The sequence below is a fragment of the Agrobacterium sp. 22117 genome, from assembly GCF_052045735.1.
GTDB lineage: Bacteria > Pseudomonadota > Alphaproteobacteria > Rhizobiales > Rhizobiaceae > Agrobacterium > Agrobacterium cavarae.
Window position 1 is genome coordinate 241,934 of record NZ_JBQEPP010000004.1, and the last position, 17,445, is coordinate 259,378.

Consider the following 17,445-nt stretch of genomic DNA (forward strand, 5'->3'; position numbering starts at 1 on the left):
CTCTCTCGCTCTCGGTCTGGTTGCTGACCAGCAATCGTTTTTAGCGCTACAGGGATTGCACGGCCAAAAAACAATGTCTAGTGTATGCATAAGACATTTTGAGAAGGAGAAGCCGGGATGCTGCGAGACGAAGTGCGCGCCCATGTCCCGTTGACATTGCTGGACCGGTTCTGCCGCGCGGTCTTCGCCGCTTGCGGTGCTGATGCCCCAACAGCGGATGCGGCGACGCGTGCCATGATGCATGGAACACGCTATGGCGTGGACAGCCACGGCGTTCGTCTGCTCGACCATTATGTGACCGCTATGCAGGGTGGACGCATCAACCGCACACCCCGCCTTCGCAAGGTGGCTGGGCTGGGCGCTGTCGAGACGTTGGATGCGGATGATGCGCACGGGGCGCTGGCTGCCTATACGGCGATGACCCACGCCACCGAGCTTGCGACGCAGTTCGGCATCGGGGCCGTTGCCATTCGCAACACCTCACACTTTGGTCCCGCCGGCGCCTATTCGCTTGAGGCAGCCAAGCGAGGGTTTATCGGCATCACCTTCTGCAACTCCGATAGCTTCGTGCGTTTGCACGACGGCGCGCAGCGTTTTCACGGCACAAATCCGATTGCGGTTGGTGTTCCGTCCGCTGGAGACAACCCGTGGCTTCTCGATATGGCGACGAGCTCCATCCCCTATAACCGTGTGCTGCTCTATCGGAGCCTTGGTCAGCCATTGCCCAATGCGACCGCGTCTGACGAAGGCGGCCATGACACCAAGGATCCGCATGCTGCGGCCATGCTTGCGCCGCTTGGTGGCGAGTTCGGCTTCAAGGGCGCAGCACTTGGCGGTTTGGCGGAAATCTTCAGCGCGGTGTTGACCGGTATGAAGCTCAGCTTCGACATCGCATCCATGGGTGGCCCGGATTTTTCCACGCCACGCGGCATGGGTGCCTTCGTTCTTGCGCTGAAGCCCGAGGCATTTCTGGAGAAAAGCGTCTTCGAGGGAGCGATGACGCGTTATCTGGACTCGTTGCGAAACTCACCGGCACGTGAGGGCGCGCGGGTGATGGCGCCAGGGGACCGCGAGTGGGAAGTCGCGGCCGAAAGGGAGCGTCAAGGTGTCGTCCTGGACCCGGCGACGCGGCAGTCATTCGCAGATCTGGCAAATCGATTGGGTATTACGCAGCCATTTGCCTGATGTAACGGGGTCGGAAGCGAGATCCACGTTTACCAATTGACTTCATCGGCGAAACAGCCTTAATGGAGATGATTGGTAAGACCACTTTACCAGATGCCGCAGCGGGAGGGGATATCATGTTTGTGGCGCTTGAGCCGCGTCGCCTCCACAGGCAGGTGGCGGATCAGATCAGGACGTTGATAGAGGCAGGAGAAATCGCGGACGGAGCCAAGCTTCCGGCAGAACGCGATCTTGCCGAACGCTTTGCCGTATCAAGGCCGACCGTTCGCGAAGCGTTGATCGTGCTGGAAGTTGAAGGCTACATCCAGATCCGCATGGGCTCAGGGGTCTATGTAAGCCAACGTCCGAAAGCGCACTCGATCTTGCCTGCGGACGACAGCGACGGGCCTTTCGAAATTCTCCAGGCGCGCAGCATCATTGAAGGTGGCATTGCTGAAGAGGCGGCAAAGCGCGCCAATGCCTCGCATGTCGCTCTGCTGGATGGGAATTTGAAGCGGATGGAAGATGCCATCGGCGACGCGGTGAAGATGCTGGTTCACGACCGGGCGTTTCATCTGGCGATCGCCGACATCATCGGCAATGTCACACTCCATCGCTTCACCGGACATATCTTCGACCGCCGCATGACGCCTTACTTCGAGCGTCTTGCCAGCCATTTCGAAGGGCCGCGGACCTGGCGCCTGGCGCTTGAGGAGCATGTGGTGATCCGTGATGCAATTGCCGCAAACGATCCGGAGGCGGCGAAAGCTGCCATGCAGCGACATCTCAGCCAGTCGCAAAAGAGATTTTCTCAAAGCTTCGGAGAGGAGGCTTGAGGGGAGGTAAGGTGCTGCCGCGTTCGGCGCGGCGGTAGAGAAGCAACATCTGACACTATTTCGGGAGGAGACAGAAATGACGTTCAGATTGAGAAGCCTGCTGGGTGCCACAGCCATCATCATGGCCTCTGCGCTGTCTGCGCAGGCGCAAACCGTGCTCAAATGGGCCCATGTTTACGAGACCACAGAACCGTTCCACACGGAATCGGTATGGGCGGCGAAGGAGATCGAGAAGCGCACGGAGGGTCGCTACAAGATCGACGTGTTCCCGGCATCCCAGCTCGGCAAGGAAGCCGATATCAACCAGGGCCTGAAACTCGGCACGGTCGATATCATCATTTCCGGTTCGAGCTTTGCAGCGCGCGATTCCAAGCCAATTGGCGTCACCTACTTCCCTTACATCTTCCGCAATCCGGAGCACCTGATCGCCTACACCAAGAGCGATGTCTTCAAGCGTCTTGCCAAGGGTTACGAGGACAAGACCGGCAACGTCATCACGGCGGTCAGCTATTACGGTACGCGTCACACGACATCGAACAAGCCGATCGAAAAGTGCAGTGACTTGAACGGCGTGAAGATGCGCGTTCCGGATGTGCCGGCCTATCTTGCCATGCCGCGCGCCTGCGGCGCCAACACCACGCCAATCGCTTTTGCCGAAGTCTACCTCGCGCTGCAAAACGGCACGGTCGACGCGCAGGAAAATCCGCTGACGACCATCGAAGCAAAGAAGTTCTTCGAAGTGCAGAAGAACATCGTTCTGACCGGCCATATCGTCGACCATCTCAATACGGTGATCTCCAAGTCGCGCTGGGCGAGCCTGTCTGACGAAGACAAGAAAATCTTCGTCGACGTGATGCAGGAGGCTGCCACCAAGACGACGAAGATCATCGAAGAGCGTGAAGTGGCGCTCGTGGACGACTTCAAGAAGCGTGGCCTGACGGTGACGGAAGTCGACAAGGCCGACTTCGAAAAGAACGTGCTCGACAAGGTGAAGTTCGAAGACTTCGGATACAACAAGACCGATTGGGAAGCGATCCGCGCCATCCAGTAAATTGCGCCTGGCGCGGAGCTCGTCTCCGCGCCACCCTTCTCGTTTTCAGCACCGGCAGGTGAGCGCATCTCGAAACTGCTGCTCGCGCCGATGCTCCAACCGGAACAATTCAATGACGCAGGAAATCCATACTCAGGTTACGCCCGAGGAGCTTGCCCATACTTTTGACGAGGCACCGCCCGATACCGACCTTTCCGTTTATGCCTTCGAAGACTGGCTGACGCTCGCCCTGTTCTGGATGATGACGGGATGCGTCTTCCTCCAGTTCTTCACCCGTTACGTTCTCAATGACAGCTATGCCTGGACCGAAGAAATCGCCGTCAACTGCCTGATCGGGGTCGTCTTCCTTGGCTCGGTCATGTGCGTGCGCATGTCGCGCCATATCCAGGTCGATGTTCTCTATCACTACCTTCCACCGCATCTGACACGCATCATGGCGATCGCGGTCGATATCATCCGCATCGGTTTTTTCGCCTACGGCTCATGGCTGATGTGGCGTTATCTGGAGATCGTTGCGGATGAGGAAATGGTCACCGTGGCGCTGCCACGTAATATCGTTTTCTACACTGTCTTCGGCGCCTTCGTGCTGATGTTCCTGCGCGCGATCCAGGTCTTCGTGGCCAATCAGCGTCGCGGCTATTCGGTTCTCGAGCGACCGGAAGAATTCCAGTCGAGCGAGGAGATTTGAGATGCTGCTGCTGATCGGTTCTTTCCTCCTTCTGATGGTCGTCGGCCTGCCGGTGGCTATCTCCATGGCGACGTCGTCGCTGCTCTACATCGTCTTCTATAATGTCGCGCCGGATATCATCGCGGCGCAACGCATGATCGCGGGCGTTGAAAGCTTTCCGCTTCTCGCGGTCCCGTTCTTCATCCTGGCCGGAAACCTGATGAACTCTGCCGGCGTGACGGGGCGCATCTACTCCTTCGCCGTGGCCCTCGTCGGCTGGATGAAGGGTGGCCTGGCACAGGTCAACATCATCGGCTCGGTGATCTTCTCCGGCATGTCCGGCACGGCCCTGGCAGATGCTGCCGGCATCGGCACTATCGAAATCAAGGCGATGAAGGATCACGGCTATCCGGTGGAAGCCGCTGTCGGCGTCACCGCCGCTTCGGCAACGCTTGGGCCCATCTTCCCGCCTTCCTTGCCCTTCGTCATTTACGGGATGATGGCCAACGTTTCCATCGGGGCGTTGTTCATGGCGGGCATCGTGCCCGGTGTCGTCATGACGTTGTTGATGATGATCACTGTTGCGGTCTTCGCCTATGTCAAGCAATGGGGTTCAGACACGCCCTTCAGCCTGCGCACCATCTTCGGTGCCTCGCTGGAAGTCTTCATCGTCATGCTCGTTCCCGCCAGCATCTATGTGTTGACGCTATTTGGCATGTCGCTGAACCTCTCCATCCTGATCGTGCTGGCCGTGCTGATCTTCTGCGACTGGTACTTCGACTTCTCCGCCGTGATGGCGCTGATGACGCCGGTCATTCTCATCGGCGGCATGACGATGGGCTGGTTCACGCCGACGGAAGCGGCGGTCGCGGCCGTGCTCTGGTCGCTCTTCCTCGGTCTTGTTCGTTATCGCACGATGACGTTCAAGACGCTGGCGAAGGCGACCTTCGACACGATCGAAACCACGGCATCGGTTCTATTCATCGTGGCGGCGGCTTCGGTCTTTGCATGGCTCCTGACTGTCAGCCAGGCGGCCCAACTGCTCTCGGCAGCGATCCTGACGCTGACCGACAGCAAATGGATCTTCCTCCTGCTGGTCAACCTGTTAATGCTGTTCGTCGGTTGCTTCCTTGACACGATTGCGGCCATCACCATTCTCGTGCCGATCCTGTTGCCGCTGGTCTTGCAGTTCCATATCGATCCGGTGCATTTCGGTCTGATCATGACGTTGAACCTGATGATCGGTCTCCTGCATCCGCCACTCGGCATGGTGCTCTTCGTTCTGTCCCGTGTGGCGAAGCTTTCGGTGGAGCGCACGACGATTGCCATTCTGCCCTGGCTCGTTCCGCTCTTCGTGGCGCTGATCCTGATCACCTTCATTCCGGCAATCACGCTGTGGCTACCAACGGAAATGGGTCTGATCCGATAGGGTATGAAATCGGTCCGCGCGGTTTAGGCTCGCGCGGACCTCCTCTGTCACGACAAGGAAAGTCGACTGGAAATGCTGACACGCGTGGCGCGTCTTTACGGCAAAAGAGACCTCAAGGTCGAAACGCAGGAATATTCCGCACCGGGGGAGGGCGAAGTCCTTCTGCGCATGGCATCCGGAGGCATCTGCGGATCGGACCTGCATTATTATCAGGATGGCGGTTTTGGGCCTGTACAGGTGCGCGAGCCGATCATTTCCGGCCATGAAGCCTCAGGCTATGTCGAGCAACTCGGCGCGGGTGTCAGCGGTCTTGCGATCGGTGCGCTGGTAGCCGTCAATCCATCGCAGCCCTGTGGCCAATGCGCTTATTGCCTCAAGGGACAACCCATCCATTGCCTCGACATGCGTTTCATGGGAAGCGCCATGCGACTGCCGCATGAGCAGGGCATGTTCCGCGACCATCTGGTCGTACCTGCGAAGCAATGTTTTGCCCTCGCCGAGGGCGTGAGCGCACATGAGGCCGCCTGTGCCGAACCGCTGGCTGTTTGCCTGCATGCCGTTGCGCAAGCGGGCGATCTTTCCGGCAAAAACGTCCTCGTCACCGGAGCGGGGCCGATCGGGCTTCTGACCGTTGCCGCCGCAAGACACGCAGGTGCGGCCGAAATCATCGTGACCGACCTTACAGACGCTGCCATCGCCCGCGCACCGGCCATGGGGGCGACAGGAACAATCAACGTTGCCAGTAACCCGGAGGCGCTAGCGCCTTATCAGGAAAACAAGGGCAGTTTCGACGTGGTATTCGATTGCTCGGCCGCCGCGCCTGCGCTTCGATCCGCCTTTAGTGCTATCAGGCCGCGCGGCACCCTTGTGCAGGTGGGAGTGACGGGAGACATTACCATTCCGCTCAACCTTCTGGTGGGTAAGGAAATCAACTGGCGCGGGTCGCAACGTTTCGACGCAGAGTTCGGTGAGGCCGTCTCGCTGATTTCGTCCCGCGCCATCGATGTGCGGCCGATCATTTCGCATCATTTTCCGCTTGAACAGGCTGTTGCGGCCTTCGAGCAGGCCGGTGACCGCCAGGTGGCCTGCAAGGTGCAGATCACCTTCAGCGACCAGAATTAAAATTCAGAGGATAGGATCATGAGACATACATGGCGCTGGTTCGGACCAGTGGACAGAGTGACGGTTCAGGACGCCGCACAGGCCGGTGCTGTCGGCATCGTCAGCGCGTTGCATCACATTCCAACCGGCGATGCCTGGCCTGTGGAGGAAATCCAGAAGCGTCATGCGGAGATCAAGGCCGGCGGGCTTTATTGGGATGTGGTGGAAAGCGTCTGGATGTCGGAAGACATCAAGACCCAGACGGGCAACTGGAAGCAGCACATCACCAACTGGCAGGAAACGCTTCGCCGGCTCTCAGCGAGCGGTATCCGCACCGTCTGCTACAATTTTATGCCGGTGCTCGATTGGACGCGAACCGATCTCAGATGGGAAACCCGCCACGGGGCGAGAGCAATGCGCTTCGACCTGACCGATTTTGCCGCTTTCGATATTCATATTCTCAAGCGCCCGAACGCTGCTGCCGATTATCCCGATTGGCTGGTGGACGAGGCGGCACGCCGCTTTGCCGATATGCCGGACGCGAAGATTGCCGCACTTGGCAGGAACATCGGCGCTGGCCTTCCCGGCTCCGCCGATGGCTACACGCTCGACCAGCTTCTGGAGAAGTTGCGCAGCTATCATGGTATCGATCGGGCAAGGCTGCAGCAGAATCTCATCGATTTTCTCTCCGAGGTCGTACCGGTGGCCGAAGAGGTCGGCATCAATCTCTGCGCCCATGGCGACGACCCGCCGTGGCCGTTGCTCGGTCTGCCGCGCATTCTCTCGACGGAAGAAGATTACGCACATATGCTCAAAGCGGTCGATAGCCGCGCGAACGGCGTGACCCTTTGCACCGGCTCTCTTGGTGCGCGACAGGATAACGACCTGCCTTTCATCGCCAAGCGCTTTGCCGATCGCATCCACTTCGTTCACCTGCGCAACGTCACCCGCGACACCGATACCGTGCCGTGCTCCTTCTTTGAGGACGAGCATCTGGAAGGTGGAACGGATATGGTTGCGGTGATTGCTGCCCTTCTCGCAGAAGAGAAGCGCCGCCTGGATGCCGGTCTTTCCGATCATCAAATACCCATGCGACCGGATCACGGACAGGAAATCCTGGATGATGTGACCCGCGGCGCCCAGCCCGGTTATCCGGCTATCGGCCGGCTGAAGGGTCTCGCGGAACTTCGCGGTATCGAACGTACCCTTTCTCATCCCAACTATGGAATCATTTGATTATGAGCAGATTGTCTTCTTCAACCCTATTGCCTGACGTCATTGCACAGCCTTCCTATGACCGCGCGAATTTGCAGCCCGGCATCATCCACATGGGGCTCGGCGCTTTCCACCGCGCCCATCAGGCCGTCTATACGCAGCGGGCTTTGTCGGAACAGTTCGGCGGCTGGGGCATCGTTGCGGTCAATCTACGGTCCCCTGATCCGGTGGAAGCGCTTGCCGAGCAGGATGGTCTCTACTCGATCATCGTTCGTAACGCAGAGGGCGACACGGCGGAAGTCATCGGCGCCACGGTTGATTGGCTTTGCGCTGCAGAACGCGGCACGGATGTGCTCGACTATCTTGCCAACGAAACCATCAAGATCGTCACACTGACTGTCAGCGAGAAGGCCTATGGTCTTGACCCCGTCACGGGTGGTCTGGATTTGAAGCATCCTTCCGTCGCGGCCGATCTCGCCAATCCTCACGCGCCGGTCGGTGCGGTCGGTTTCCTCGTTGAGGGTCTTGCGAAGCGTCGTGAGAAGGGGATCGCTCCTTATACCGTTCTCTGCTGCGACAACCTGCCCTCCAACGGTCACGTGGTTCGTCGCCTTGTCCTCGACATGGCGGAACGTCGCGATCCCGAACTGGCGCGCTGGATTGCCGAAAATGGTGCATTCCCGTGCAGCATGGTCGACCGTATCGTTCCAGCGGCAACGGCCGAGAGCCGCGCAAGGGCGGAAGCACTTCTTGGCGTTGAAGACACGCTGTCGATCGAGACAGAGCCTTTCATGCAGTGGGTCATCGAAGAGAATTTCGTCTCTGGTCGACCCGCTTGGGAAGCGGGCGGTGTTGTCTTCGCCAAGGCCGTCGAACCCTATGAGAAGATGAAGCTGCGTCTGCTCAACGGACCGCACACGATGATTGCCCATCTTGGCATCATAAATGACCTGGAGTTCGTGCGCGACGTGATGGCTGTGCCGGAATTCGTCGAGAAGGTCAGGCGGCACATGCAGGCAGCGGTCAAGACACTCGATCCGGTGCCGGGCATTGACCTGCCTGCCTATATGGATGAGCTCGTCGAGCGCTTTGCCAATCCGACGATTGCGCACAAGAATATTCAGATTGCCATGGACACCAGCCAGAAGCTGCCGCAGCGTGTTCTGGCGGCAACCGTGGAAACGCTGGAGGCGGGCCAAGATGCTGCGGAGTTTGCCTATGTGATCGCGCTCTGGATCGCCTCGATCCACAAGCGCGGAAATCTCGACGATCCACGTCGCGAGGAAATCCTTGTCGCCGCGGGCAATGTCGATCCGAGCGACCCGTCGGCGTCCTTATTCGCTATCGACGGACTTTTCCCGCCAGCACTCGTTCAGAACCGCCCCTGGCGCGATCGCGTCAATGCCGAATTGCAGGGCCTGAAGGCCTAAGCTTCCCATTCTCGAGCAACAAAAAACCCGGCGATCGTCTCGCCGGGTTTTCTTTTGGATCTGAGGGGTCCTCAATCCATCTTGTGGATGTCGCGGTCCTTCGTTTCCGGCAGGAAGAGCAGGCCGATCACAAGCGTGATGCCGGCAAAGACGATCGGGTACCAGAGGCCGTAGTAGATATCACCCTTGGCAGCGCTCATCGCAAACGCCGTTGCAGGAAGCAAACCGCCGAACCAGCCGTTACCGATGTGGTAGGGCAGGGACATGCCGGAGTAGCGGATGCGGGTCGGGAAGAGCTCGACCAGAAGCGCTGCGATCGGGCCGTAGACCATCGTCACATAGATGACGAGAACGGTCAGAACCGCGATGATGACCACCCAGTTCACGGCTGCCGGATCGGCAACCATGCTAAAGGCACCGCCGCCCGGAACCGTATAGACGGCCATCTCGGTTGCGCCACTGGCTTCCGCCGGTGTCAGAAGCTTGTCGGTGACAAGCTTGTCAACCGGCACGGTTTTGGAAGGCGTTGCCCGGATGGCATCGGCGTTGAGCGCCAGTTCAGGGTTTGCAGCAACAAAAGCGTCGAGCTTTGCGGCTGGAACCTGAGCGGCGCCACGAACCAGCGGATAACCGCCGTCATGCAGGGCAATGTTGATCTGCTTCTGGAAAGTGCGATCCTTGGCGGCTGCGTCTGCACCTGCTGCCACAGCGTCGTAGCTGTTTACGGTGGTGTTGCCGATCTTGACGGTGGCGGGTTGTCCCGCAGGACCTTCCACCACATCATAAGGAACGGAGTTGCGGGTCAGGAACGAGGTTGCGATATCGCAGGATGTCGTGAACTTTGCCGTGCCTGTTGGGTTGAACTGGAACTTGCAGTCCCCGGGGGCAGCCGTCACTGTTGCCCGAACGGTCGCTTGGGCCTCAGCAAGGGCTGGGTTGCCCGCCCATGTCAGCGCTTTAAACAGCGGGAAGTAGGTCAGCATCGCCAGAACGAGGCCAGCCATGATGATGGGCTTGCGGCCGACCTTATCGGAGAGCCAACCGAAGAGAACGAAGAAGCCGGTGCCGAGCAGAAGAGCGCAGGCGACCATGATGTTTGCTGACTGGCCATCCACCTTCAGAATGCTCTGGAGGAAGAAGAGGGCGTAGAACTGGCCCGTGTACCAGACGACTGCCTGACCGACGACCGCACCGAGAAGTGCGATGATGGCGATCTTGGCGTTTTTCCATTGACCGAAGGCTTCGCTGAGCGGGGCCTTGGAGGTCTTGCCCTCCTCCTTCATCTTCTTAAAGGCAGGGGATTCATTCATTTTCAGGCGGATCCAGACCGATACGCCGAGCAGAATGACGGAGAGCAGGAATGGAATGCGCCAGCCCCAGGCTGCGAAAGCTTCCTTGCCGAGGCTGAACTGCACGCCGAGAATGACGACCAGCGACAGGAAGAGTCCGAGTGTCGCGGTGGTTTGGATCCACGAGGTGTAATAGCCGCGACGGCCGTTCGGCGCGTGCTCTGCCACATAGGTCGCAGCACCGCCGTACTCACCGCCGAGTGCCAGACCTTGAAGCATGCGCAGCAGAATGAGGATGATAGGCGCTGCAATACCGATCTGTGCGGCACCTGGCAGAATACCGACCACAAAGGTCGAGAAGCCCATGATCAGAATGGTGATGAGGAAGGTGTATTTACGTCCGACGATATCGCCGAGACGGCCGAAGACCAGAGCGCCGAAGGGACGAACGAGGAAGCCCGCCGCAAAGGCCAGCAGCGCGAAGATGTTGCGCGTCGTTTCCGGATACTGGCTGAAGAAGTTCGCGCCGATATAGATGGCAAGCGAACCATAGAGATAGAAGTCGTACCACTCAAAAACCGTACCGAGAGAAGAGGCGAAAATGACCTTCTTCTCCTCCCCCGTCATGGGGCGGGCCTTTTCCACGCCCGTCGCTGCTATATTTGCCATTGGCTGTCCTCCACAGAAATCAAGAAGACGCATCGCAACAGCTCGACTCCCCTCGAACTGGCCCTTCCGGGCGCGATGCACCTGATTCCAAAGTGACAGAATTTTAACGAAAGGAAGAGCGATGCTTTTGGCTTATGACTTTAGTCTAATAGACACGCGCTCTTCAGAAGCGATCGAGAGCGATTAGCAGGTACGAGCGGCGATCCGTTACGATCGCTGTCGCCAATCGCTCTGCCGCGGTGGCGGGCCGGGCCTCTCATCCTGCAGCATCGGCCCGAAAATCGGACTCGATTTTCGCAAAGCACGGTGCGCCGATTCAAAACGTGGAGCGCCGTGCGTCCAAAAGGAAGCACGGCGCTCTAGAGGGCCCGTGCCGAGATCAGGCCCACTCACCCTTGCGCATAACGGGCACGACGGAGCCATCTGGCTTGATGCCGTCGATATCGACCTTGTCGGAGCCGATCATCCAGTCGATGTGGATCAGACTGGAATTGCCGCCTTGCGCCTTGATCTGATCCTGGCTGAGCGTCGCCCCGTCGATGAAGCACTTGGAGTAGCACTGGCCGAGCGCGATATGGCACGAGGCGTTTTCGTCGAACAACGTGTTGTAGAAGAGAATGCCGCTTGCCGAAATCGGCGAGGAATGCGGCACCAGCGCCACTTCGCCGAGGCGCCGCGCACCCTCGTCTGTATCGAGCACCTTGTTCAGCACCGATTCGCCCTTCGAGGCTTTGGCTTCGACGATGCGGCCGGCCTCGAACTTCACCTGGATATTGTCGATCAGCGTGCCCTGATGGGAGAGCGGCTTGGTGCTGGAGACATAACCGTCCACGCGCAGCGCATGGGGTGTGGTGAAAACTTCCTCGGTCGGGATGTTCGGATTGCAGGTGACACCGTTCTTCGCCATGGAGGCGCCGCCGTGCCATTCATGGCCGTCTGCAAGGCCGATGGTGACATCAGTGCCGGGGCCTGTGAAGCGCAGCGAGGCGAAATGCTCCCCATTCAGCCACTTGGAGCGCTTGGCAAGATTGGCATTGTGCTCGACCCAGGCTGCCACCGGATCGGCGACATCCACACGCGATGCTGCGAAGATCGCATCCGCGAGCTTACGAACGGCGTCGTCTTCGCTGACATCCGGGAAGACCTGCTTGGCCCAGGATGGGTTGGGGTAGGAGATGATGTTCCAGTTGATGTCGAAGTTGGAAATCTTCTCAAGTGCCGGCTTGTAGGCCGTGGAATTGGCCTTGTTGGCGCGCGCGACTTTGGTCGGGTCCTGTTCAGACAAAAGCATGGGGTTGTCGCCGGAAATTGCCAGTCTTGCTGCGCCGTTGGCGTAAGCCTTTGCCATGCCTTCGTAGAGCCAGCCGGACGCCTTGTCGAAATTGGCGTCACTTGCATGGCGATAGCGCGCCAGCGTCGTTTCCTCATCGGAATAGAAAGTGGTGACCAGGCCGCTGCCTGCCATATAGGCGTGCTTGGTCAAGAAACGGACCAGCGGCAAGGCCGCCAGCGGCGCCGTGATCACCAGATCCTGATCCTTCTGGAGCTGAAGTCCAATCTTGACGGCGACTTCGGCCAGCTTTTCGAGTTTGACGGGATCGATAGGAGAAACGCTCATGATCTGCCTTCACATGTCTGCTTGAATGGGTTTGGACAATAGACCATCCATCGGGAAAGCCAACCACCTTCCCAGACGGCAATGCTCAGTCTGCGACAAGCGGGGCAGCCTTCGCCTTCAAAGTAGCGAGCGCATCTTGGGGCGAAAGGCGTACCTGCAGCCCGCGCTGGCCGCCATTCATATAGACGTATGCATGTTCCATCGACTGAACCTCGATCGCTGTGGGAACCAGTTTCTTCTGCCCGAAGGGGCTGATGCCGCCCACATGGTAACCGGTTGCCCGCTCGGCATCGGCCGGCTTCATCATATGGGCGGACTTTCCACCAAAGGCTGCCGCCAGCTTCTTCATGCTGACTTCCCGGTCGGAAGGGACGGCAACACAGACGGCCCTGCCGTCCACCTCGGCCATCAGCGTCTTCAGCACCAGATGCGGCGGCTCGCCAATGGACTCGGCTGCCTGAAGACCGATGCGCTCGGCATTCGGATCGTACTCATAGGATACGGTGGTAAAAGCCACGCCGGCCTTGGTTAGCATCTGCGTTGCACGGGTCGTCTTGGACATGGAGCCTACTTGCCGAAAATCGAAGCGTAGGTATCAGGCTTGAAGCCGACAGTGATCTCGCCGTCGCTTTCCAGGACCGGGCGCTTGATCATCGACGGTTGCTCCAGCATGAGCCCGATCGCCTTCTCTTGGGTCAGATCGGCCTTCTGCGTATCGTCCAGTTTCTTGAAAGTGGTCCCCGCCCGGTTCAGAACGGTTTCCCATCCCGCCGCCTCGCACCAAGCTTCCAGATGGGCGCGATCGATGCCTTGCGTCTTGTAGTCATGAAAGGCGGCGTCGATGCCGTGCGCTTCCAGCCAACTGCGCGCCTTCTTCATCGTGTCGCAGTTCTTGATGCCGTAAATGACCGTCGCCATGCTCTCAATCTCCCTTTCTCTCCACGGATTAACAAAATCGGGGCCGTAGTCAAAGCGCCATCACCCATGCAAATTTGCCGTAGCTGTCATCCGAAGGAGTTCGAGCTCTGCCGCATGGCTCCCCCGCTATATCACGAGTTGTAGAAACGGGTGGATTTACCCATATTCAGGTCAACCCAAAAGGAGAAAGAAATGCGTTCGGTTGCAAAGACATCGCGTAAGTTTTTCAGTGAAACCCTTGCTGTTTTCGGCGCCGCCGTTTCGGTTTCCGCCGCTGTGCGTGCCCATCGCAAGCCTGCCGGTTCTGATCTCGATGCGCTTGGCATCGATCCCAAGGCTTTCGACAAGGTTCAGCTGTAACATTCAGTCGCGCGCCTTAAAGGGCTGCGCACCGTAAAGCTCAATCAAAAAAAACCGAGCTCTGCTTGATGCAGAGCCCGGTTTTTCTGTTTTTGAAACTGAGTTCAACCTTTTCGACGTGGATGGAGCCTCGCCGCCGATGAGAACGGCATATCAGCCGTAATATTCGGGAGCTTTTTTGAAGGTCGACCAAGCGTCGGGGTCATGCCCCGTCACCACGATCGCATCTGTCTTATCGGCAATTGTTCTGAGTTTCTGTACGGAACGCACGGTGTCCACAGTGGAGGCGAGGAAGCCTGGCAATGCCTTTTCTTCCCAGTGATCGAGCGTGTAGGCAGCGTCGATGGTGAGCAGCAACGGCTTGCTATCCGGCACTCGCACCAGGAAGGACTGGTGGCCCGGAGCGTGTCCGGGGGTGAATATGGTCGTAAGGGTGCCATCGCCGTAGATGTCGTAGAGATCGTCATCCGCGCCGTTGAGGAACTGCCATTTCAGGCCCGGCTTATCGAAGTCCTTTCGGATATAGCCGCCTGCCGCAAACCAGTCCGGCGTGAAGGCGTATTCATACTCCCGGCGTTGGACGATATGGGTGGCATTGGGAAAGCGACCGATGGCGCCAGTGTGATCGAGATGCAAGTGGGACTGGACGACGTATTTGACGTCAGCAGGGTCGAAGCCGAGCGCCTTTATCTGATCGACGCAGCCCTGATCCTTGTCCAGAACCGGCCAATAGACATCGCACACGCCGCCCCAATGGCCGCGCGGGTCGGTTGCCACTTCGATCGCGTTGCCGCCATCGATGACCGTATGCCCGTCCGGATGGGTGATCAGGAAGAAAGGAACGGGAATTTCGTAGTCCGCGCCGTCTCCCTGGTTCATCTTGATGTTGTGCACCTTGCACTTCAAGGTTCCGGATTGAAGCATATAAAGCCTGATATCGGTCATAAACGTTTCCTCCCTGAGAGTAGATTGCTGAATGGTTTGTGTGATCAGAACGCTTCCCGATAAAGCGCCAGCGCATCCTCCTCGCGCACCTCGACGGGGTTGTTGACGAGCAGACGCGTCTGCTTCATGGCGTCCGCCGCCAACATTGCGAGGCTGTTGTCGGTAACGCCGACATCTCTCAAACGGCGCGGCGCACCGCTCTCGTCCATCAGCTTTTCCATGTGCTGAACGAATGCGGTGGATCGCGTGGTCGCGTCACCTTCGCCCGGCACCTTCAATACGTCGGCAAGCTCCGCATAAAGCGGTGCTGCTGCAGCGGCGTTAAAACGAAGGATGGGGCCGAGCATGAGAGCGTTAGAGAGGCCGTGGGGAATGTGGTAGTGTCCGCCAAGCGGATAAGCGAGAGCATGCACGGCCGCTACCGGCGAGTTGGCGAAGGCTTGACCGGCCAGCGTGGCGCCGAGCAACATGGCTTCTCTTGCGTGACGGTTTTTGCCATCCTTGCAGGCTGCGACCAGATTGTCTCCCAGGAGACGCAGGGCTTCGCGCGCCAGACAATCGGAGAGCGGGTTTTTCTTGTGCTTGCTGGTATAGGCTTCGATCGCGTGAACCATTGCATCGATGCCGGTGGCAGCGGTGTGGACTTGCGGCAGGCCCACCGTCAACTCTGCGTCAAGCAGCACGAAATCCGCATAAAGCTGAGGCGAAACTACGCCCATCTTGGTGGTCTCGCCGGTGGTGATGATCGAGATATTGGTGACCTCGGAGCCCGTTCCGGCCGTGGTCGGAACCAGTACCAGAGGCGCACGCGAACCCTTGACGTTGCCGATGCCGTACATGTCCGAGAGTGACTGATCGGAAACCAGAAGCACAGCCACAAGCTTCGCGATATCGAGCGACGAACCGCCGCCAAGACCGATGACGATATCCGCGCCGAAGGCTTTGGCGGAGGCGACGCATTCCGCAACCACATGTTCGGGCGGATCGGCAACCACCCTGTCGAAGGTCTCGACGGAAAAGCCGCTGACAGACAGCGCCTCGGCAATCGGTTGGATAAGCCCTGCCTTCACCAGACCGCTGTCGGTTATCAGAAGCGCTTTTCGCTGTACGAAACGGCCAGCCAGAATTTCACCGAGCTTTGCTGCCCCGCCCCAGGCGACCTGCATGGAGGGGACGGTTCGAAACTCGAACGGATTGATGGTCATAGTATCCTCCCAATCACGTCTCAGCTTAGAGCCGAGCAGAGATATTTGATTTCAAGATATTCATCGATGCCGAAGTGGGAGCCCTCTCGGCCAAGGCCGGATTGCTTGACGCCACCGAAGGGGGCAACCTCGTTGGAGATCAGGCCGGTGTTGTGACCGACCATGCCGTAATCCAGCGCTTCCGCGACGCGCCATGTGCGGCTGAAGTTTTCGGTGTAGAAATACGCCGCCAGACCAAACTCGGTGTCGTTGGCCATGGCAATCGCCTCTTCTTCCGTCTCGAAGCGAAAAAGTGGCGCAACCGGTCCAAACGTCTCCTCGCGCGCGACCCTCATGGTCTTTGTCGCGCCCGCAATAACGGTCGGCTCGAAGAAGGTGCCGCCAAGTGCGTGTCGTCCGCCGCCAGTGATGATAGCAGCACCTTTCGCCAGAGCGTCGGCCACATGTTCCTCGACCTTCTTGACAGCGTCCTCGTCGATCAACGGACCGATCGTCACGCCCTCTTCGGTACCAATGCCGACCTTCATCGCGTTCACTTTTGTGGCCAATTTCTGCGCAAAGATGTCGAAGATTGCTGACTGGACATAGATGCGATTGCTGCACACGCATGTCTGCCCGGCATTACGATACTTCGATGCAATCGCGCCTTCGACTGCCGCATCGATATTGGCATCGTCAAAGACGATGAACGGTGCGTTGCCGCCAAGTTCGAGAGAGAGTTTCTTGATTGTCGGGGCCGATTGCGCCATTAGAACGCGTCCAACCTCGGTCGATCCGGTGAAGGATATCTTCCTCACCGTGTCGCTTTCGGTAAAGATCTTTCCGATCTCCCGTGCCTCGCCTGTCACCACCTGCAGCACACCGGCGGGAATGCCGGCTTCCTCAGCAAGAACGCCAAGCGCCAATGCTGTAAGCGGCGTCTGCTCTGCAGGTTTGACGATCATCGTGCAGCCTGCGGCAAGCGCTGGCGCGGCCTTGCGGGTGATCATCGCCGCCGGAAAATTCCAGGGCGTGATGGCAGCGCAAACACCGATCGGCTGTTTTAGGATGGTGATGCGTTTGTCGGTGGTGGGCGCAGGAATGGTTTCGCCGTAGACCCGTTTTGCTTCCTCTGCAAACCACTCCACGAAGGAGGCGGCATAGAGCGCTTCACCCTTGGCTTCGGCGAGCGGCTTGCCCTGTTCTGCCGTCATCAGCGCTGCGAGATCGTCGGCGTTTGCCACCATCAGATCGAACCAGCGCCTCAGTATGGATGCGCGCTCCTTGGCGGAGCGGGTTCTCCAACCGACCAAAGCCTGTTCAGCTGCCTCGACAGCGTGCGCTACCTGGCTGGATGTCAGTGACGGAACTTCAGCGATGACCTTCCCGGTCGCCGGATTTTCAACCTTGATCGTTTGGGAACTATCCGATTGAATCCATTTTCCGTTGATCAAACATGCATCTGTAAGAAGGCAAGGATTTCTCAACTTGAGCACTGTGCGATCTCCAGATAAGTTCATCTAATTGAACCGTGGTCCGTGTATTGAACTATGATCGCTGTTGCCGATC

General features: G+C 58.5%; 16 protein-coding genes. 9 read left to right on the forward strand and 7 right to left on the reverse strand.

Going from position 1 to position 17,445, the window contains the following annotated elements; translation table 11 throughout:
- Nucleotides 1-117 precede the first annotated feature (117 nt).
- From ACTJKV_RS13105 to ACTJKV_RS13140, 8 genes are all read left to right on the forward strand, one after another.
- Nucleotides 118-1,185 carry an Ldh family oxidoreductase gene (locus ACTJKV_RS13105; RefSeq protein WP_440598826.1) on the forward strand — a complete coding sequence of 356 codons (1,068 nt, stop codon included), beginning with the start codon at nucleotides 118-120 and terminating at the stop codon, nucleotides 1,183-1,185.
- 116 nt (nucleotides 1,186-1,301) lie between these two features.
- The gene (locus ACTJKV_RS13110; protein ID WP_440598827.1) at nucleotides 1,302-2,000 is read left to right on the forward strand and encodes a FadR/GntR family transcriptional regulator; all 699 of its coding nucleotides are present in this window, start codon (nucleotides 1,302-1,304) and stop codon (nucleotides 1,998-2,000) included.
- 76 nt (nucleotides 2,001-2,076) lie between these two features.
- On the forward strand, nucleotides 2,077-3,051 hold the full coding sequence (locus ACTJKV_RS13115; RefSeq protein WP_440598828.1) for a sialic acid TRAP transporter substrate-binding protein SiaP: 975 nt from the start codon (nucleotides 2,077-2,079) through the stop codon (nucleotides 3,049-3,051).
- Between the two features lie 112 nt (nucleotides 3,052-3,163).
- Nucleotides 3,164-3,739: a TRAP transporter small permease gene (locus ACTJKV_RS13120; protein ID WP_440598829.1), complete on the forward strand. Its 576-nt coding sequence runs from the start codon at nucleotides 3,164-3,166 to the stop codon at nucleotides 3,737-3,739.
- Nucleotide 3,740: 1 nt separating this feature from the next.
- The gene (locus tag ACTJKV_RS13125; protein ID WP_062600371.1) at nucleotides 3,741-5,147 is read left to right on the forward strand and encodes a TRAP transporter large permease; all 1,407 of its coding nucleotides are present in this window, start codon (nucleotides 3,741-3,743) and stop codon (nucleotides 5,145-5,147) included.
- A 72-nt stretch (nucleotides 5,148-5,219) separates the two neighbouring features.
- The gene (locus ACTJKV_RS13130; protein WP_440598830.1) at nucleotides 5,220-6,269 is read left to right on the forward strand and encodes an L-idonate 5-dehydrogenase; all 1,050 of its coding nucleotides are present in this window, start codon (nucleotides 5,220-5,222) and stop codon (nucleotides 6,267-6,269) included.
- Between the two features lie 18 nt (nucleotides 6,270-6,287).
- The gene (gene uxuA / locus ACTJKV_RS13135; RefSeq protein WP_440598831.1) at nucleotides 6,288-7,484 is read left to right on the forward strand and encodes a mannonate dehydratase; all 1,197 of its coding nucleotides are present in this window, start codon (nucleotides 6,288-6,290) and stop codon (nucleotides 7,482-7,484) included.
- Complete coding sequence (locus ACTJKV_RS13140) at nucleotides 7,484-8,893, forward strand: mannitol dehydrogenase family protein (RefSeq protein ID WP_440598978.1); 1,410 nt, start codon at nucleotides 7,484-7,486, stop codon at nucleotides 8,891-8,893. Before uxuA ends, ACTJKV_RS13140 begins: the two co-directional genes overlap by 1 nt.
- A 71-nt stretch (nucleotides 8,894-8,964) precedes the next feature.
- On the opposite strand, the gene ACTJKV_RS13145 is transcribed toward ACTJKV_RS13140, so the two are convergent.
- The 4 genes from ACTJKV_RS13145 to ACTJKV_RS13160 all read right to left on the reverse strand — a co-directional run bounded on the left by ACTJKV_RS13145 (nucleotide 8,965) and on the right by ACTJKV_RS13160 (nucleotide 13,387).
- Entirely contained in the window at nucleotides 8,965-10,851 is a 1,887-nt protein-coding gene (locus ACTJKV_RS13145) for an MFS transporter (protein WP_440598832.1), read from the reverse strand.
- A 379-nt stretch (nucleotides 10,852-11,230) separates the two neighbouring features.
- On the reverse strand, nucleotides 11,231-12,469 hold the full coding sequence (locus ACTJKV_RS13150) for an aminopeptidase (protein ID WP_440598833.1): 1,239 nt from the start codon (nucleotides 12,467-12,469) through the stop codon (nucleotides 11,231-11,233).
- Nucleotides 12,470-12,554: 85 nt separating this feature from the next.
- Nucleotides 12,555-13,031 carry a Cys-tRNA(Pro) deacylase gene (gene ybaK, locus ACTJKV_RS13155; RefSeq protein ID WP_440598834.1) on the reverse strand — a complete coding sequence of 159 codons (477 nt, stop codon included), beginning with the start codon at nucleotides 13,029-13,031 and terminating at the stop codon, nucleotides 12,555-12,557.
- Nucleotides 13,032-13,036: 5 nt separating this feature from the next.
- Entirely contained in the window at nucleotides 13,037-13,387 is a 351-nt protein-coding gene (locus tag ACTJKV_RS13160) for an ArsC family reductase (RefSeq protein WP_440598835.1), read from the reverse strand.
- A 192-nt stretch (nucleotides 13,388-13,579) separates the two neighbouring features.
- Between ACTJKV_RS13160 and ACTJKV_RS13165 the strand changes: the two genes are divergently transcribed.
- On the forward strand, nucleotides 13,580-13,747 hold the full coding sequence (locus tag ACTJKV_RS13165; RefSeq protein WP_165457025.1) for a hypothetical protein: 168 nt from the start codon (nucleotides 13,580-13,582) through the stop codon (nucleotides 13,745-13,747).
- A 153-nt stretch (nucleotides 13,748-13,900) separates the two neighbouring features.
- On the opposite strand, the gene attM is transcribed toward ACTJKV_RS13165, so the two are convergent.
- Genes attM through ACTJKV_RS13180 form a run of 3 tightly spaced genes read right to left on the reverse strand, consistent with a single transcriptional unit; the run spans nucleotide 13,901 to nucleotide 17,372 of the window.
- A complete protein-coding gene (attM, locus tag ACTJKV_RS13170) occupies nucleotides 13,901-14,692 on the reverse strand; it encodes an AttM family quorum-quenching N-acyl homoserine lactonase (RefSeq protein WP_062423647.1) in 792 nt (263 codons plus the stop codon).
- Nucleotides 14,693-14,736: 44 nt separating this feature from the next.
- Entirely contained in the window at nucleotides 14,737-15,897 is a 1,161-nt protein-coding gene (locus tag ACTJKV_RS13175; protein WP_111847275.1) for an iron-containing alcohol dehydrogenase, read from the reverse strand.
- A gap of 20 nt (nucleotides 15,898-15,917) precedes the next feature.
- Nucleotides 15,918-17,372, reverse strand: a complete 1,455-nt coding sequence (locus ACTJKV_RS13180) for an NAD-dependent succinate-semialdehyde dehydrogenase (RefSeq protein ID WP_440598836.1) — start codon at nucleotides 17,370-17,372, stop codon at nucleotides 15,918-15,920.
- Nucleotides 17,373-17,445 lie beyond the last annotated feature (73 nt).

Bases quoted from the DNA above. Each gene is read 5' to 3' on its own strand.
- ACTJKV_RS13125 (WP_062600371.1), top strand. From the start codon at position 3,741: ATGCTGCTGCTGATCGGTTCTTTCCTCCTTCTGATGGTCGTCGGCCTG.
- ACTJKV_RS13175 (WP_111847275.1), bottom strand. From the start codon at position 15,897: ATGACCATCAATCCGTTCGAGTTTCGAACCGTCCCCTCCATGCAGGTC.
- ACTJKV_RS13165 (WP_165457025.1), top strand. From the start codon at position 13,580: ATGCGTTCGGTTGCAAAGACATCGCGTAAGTTTTTCAGTGAAACCCTT.
- ACTJKV_RS13130 (WP_440598830.1), top strand. From the start codon at position 5,220: ATGCTGACACGCGTGGCGCGTCTTTACGGCAAAAGAGACCTCAAGGTC.
- ACTJKV_RS13160 (WP_440598835.1), bottom strand. From the start codon at position 13,387: ATGGCGACGGTCATTTACGGCATCAAGAACTGCGACACGATGAAGAAG.
- ACTJKV_RS13110 (WP_440598827.1), top strand. From the start codon at position 1,302: ATGTTTGTGGCGCTTGAGCCGCGTCGCCTCCACAGGCAGGTGGCGGAT.
- ACTJKV_RS13150 (WP_440598833.1), bottom strand. From the start codon at position 12,469: ATGAGCGTTTCTCCTATCGATCCCGTCAAACTCGAAAAGCTGGCCGAA.
- attM (WP_062423647.1), bottom strand. From the start codon at position 14,692: ATGACCGATATCAGGCTTTATATGCTTCAATCCGGAACCTTGAAGTGC.
- ybaK (WP_440598834.1), bottom strand. From the start codon at position 13,031: ATGTCCAAGACGACCCGTGCAACGCAGATGCTAACCAAGGCCGGCGTG.
- ACTJKV_RS13105 (WP_440598826.1), top strand. From the start codon at position 118: ATGCTGCGAGACGAAGTGCGCGCCCATGTCCCGTTGACATTGCTGGAC.
- ACTJKV_RS13115 (WP_440598828.1), top strand. From the start codon at position 2,077: ATGACGTTCAGATTGAGAAGCCTGCTGGGTGCCACAGCCATCATCATG.
- uxuA (WP_440598831.1), top strand. From the start codon at position 6,288: ATGAGACATACATGGCGCTGGTTCGGACCAGTGGACAGAGTGACGGTT.
- ACTJKV_RS13120 (WP_440598829.1), top strand. From the start codon at position 3,164: ATGACGCAGGAAATCCATACTCAGGTTACGCCCGAGGAGCTTGCCCAT.
- ACTJKV_RS13145 (WP_440598832.1), bottom strand. From the start codon at position 10,851: ATGGCAAATATAGCAGCGACGGGCGTGGAAAAGGCCCGCCCCATGACG.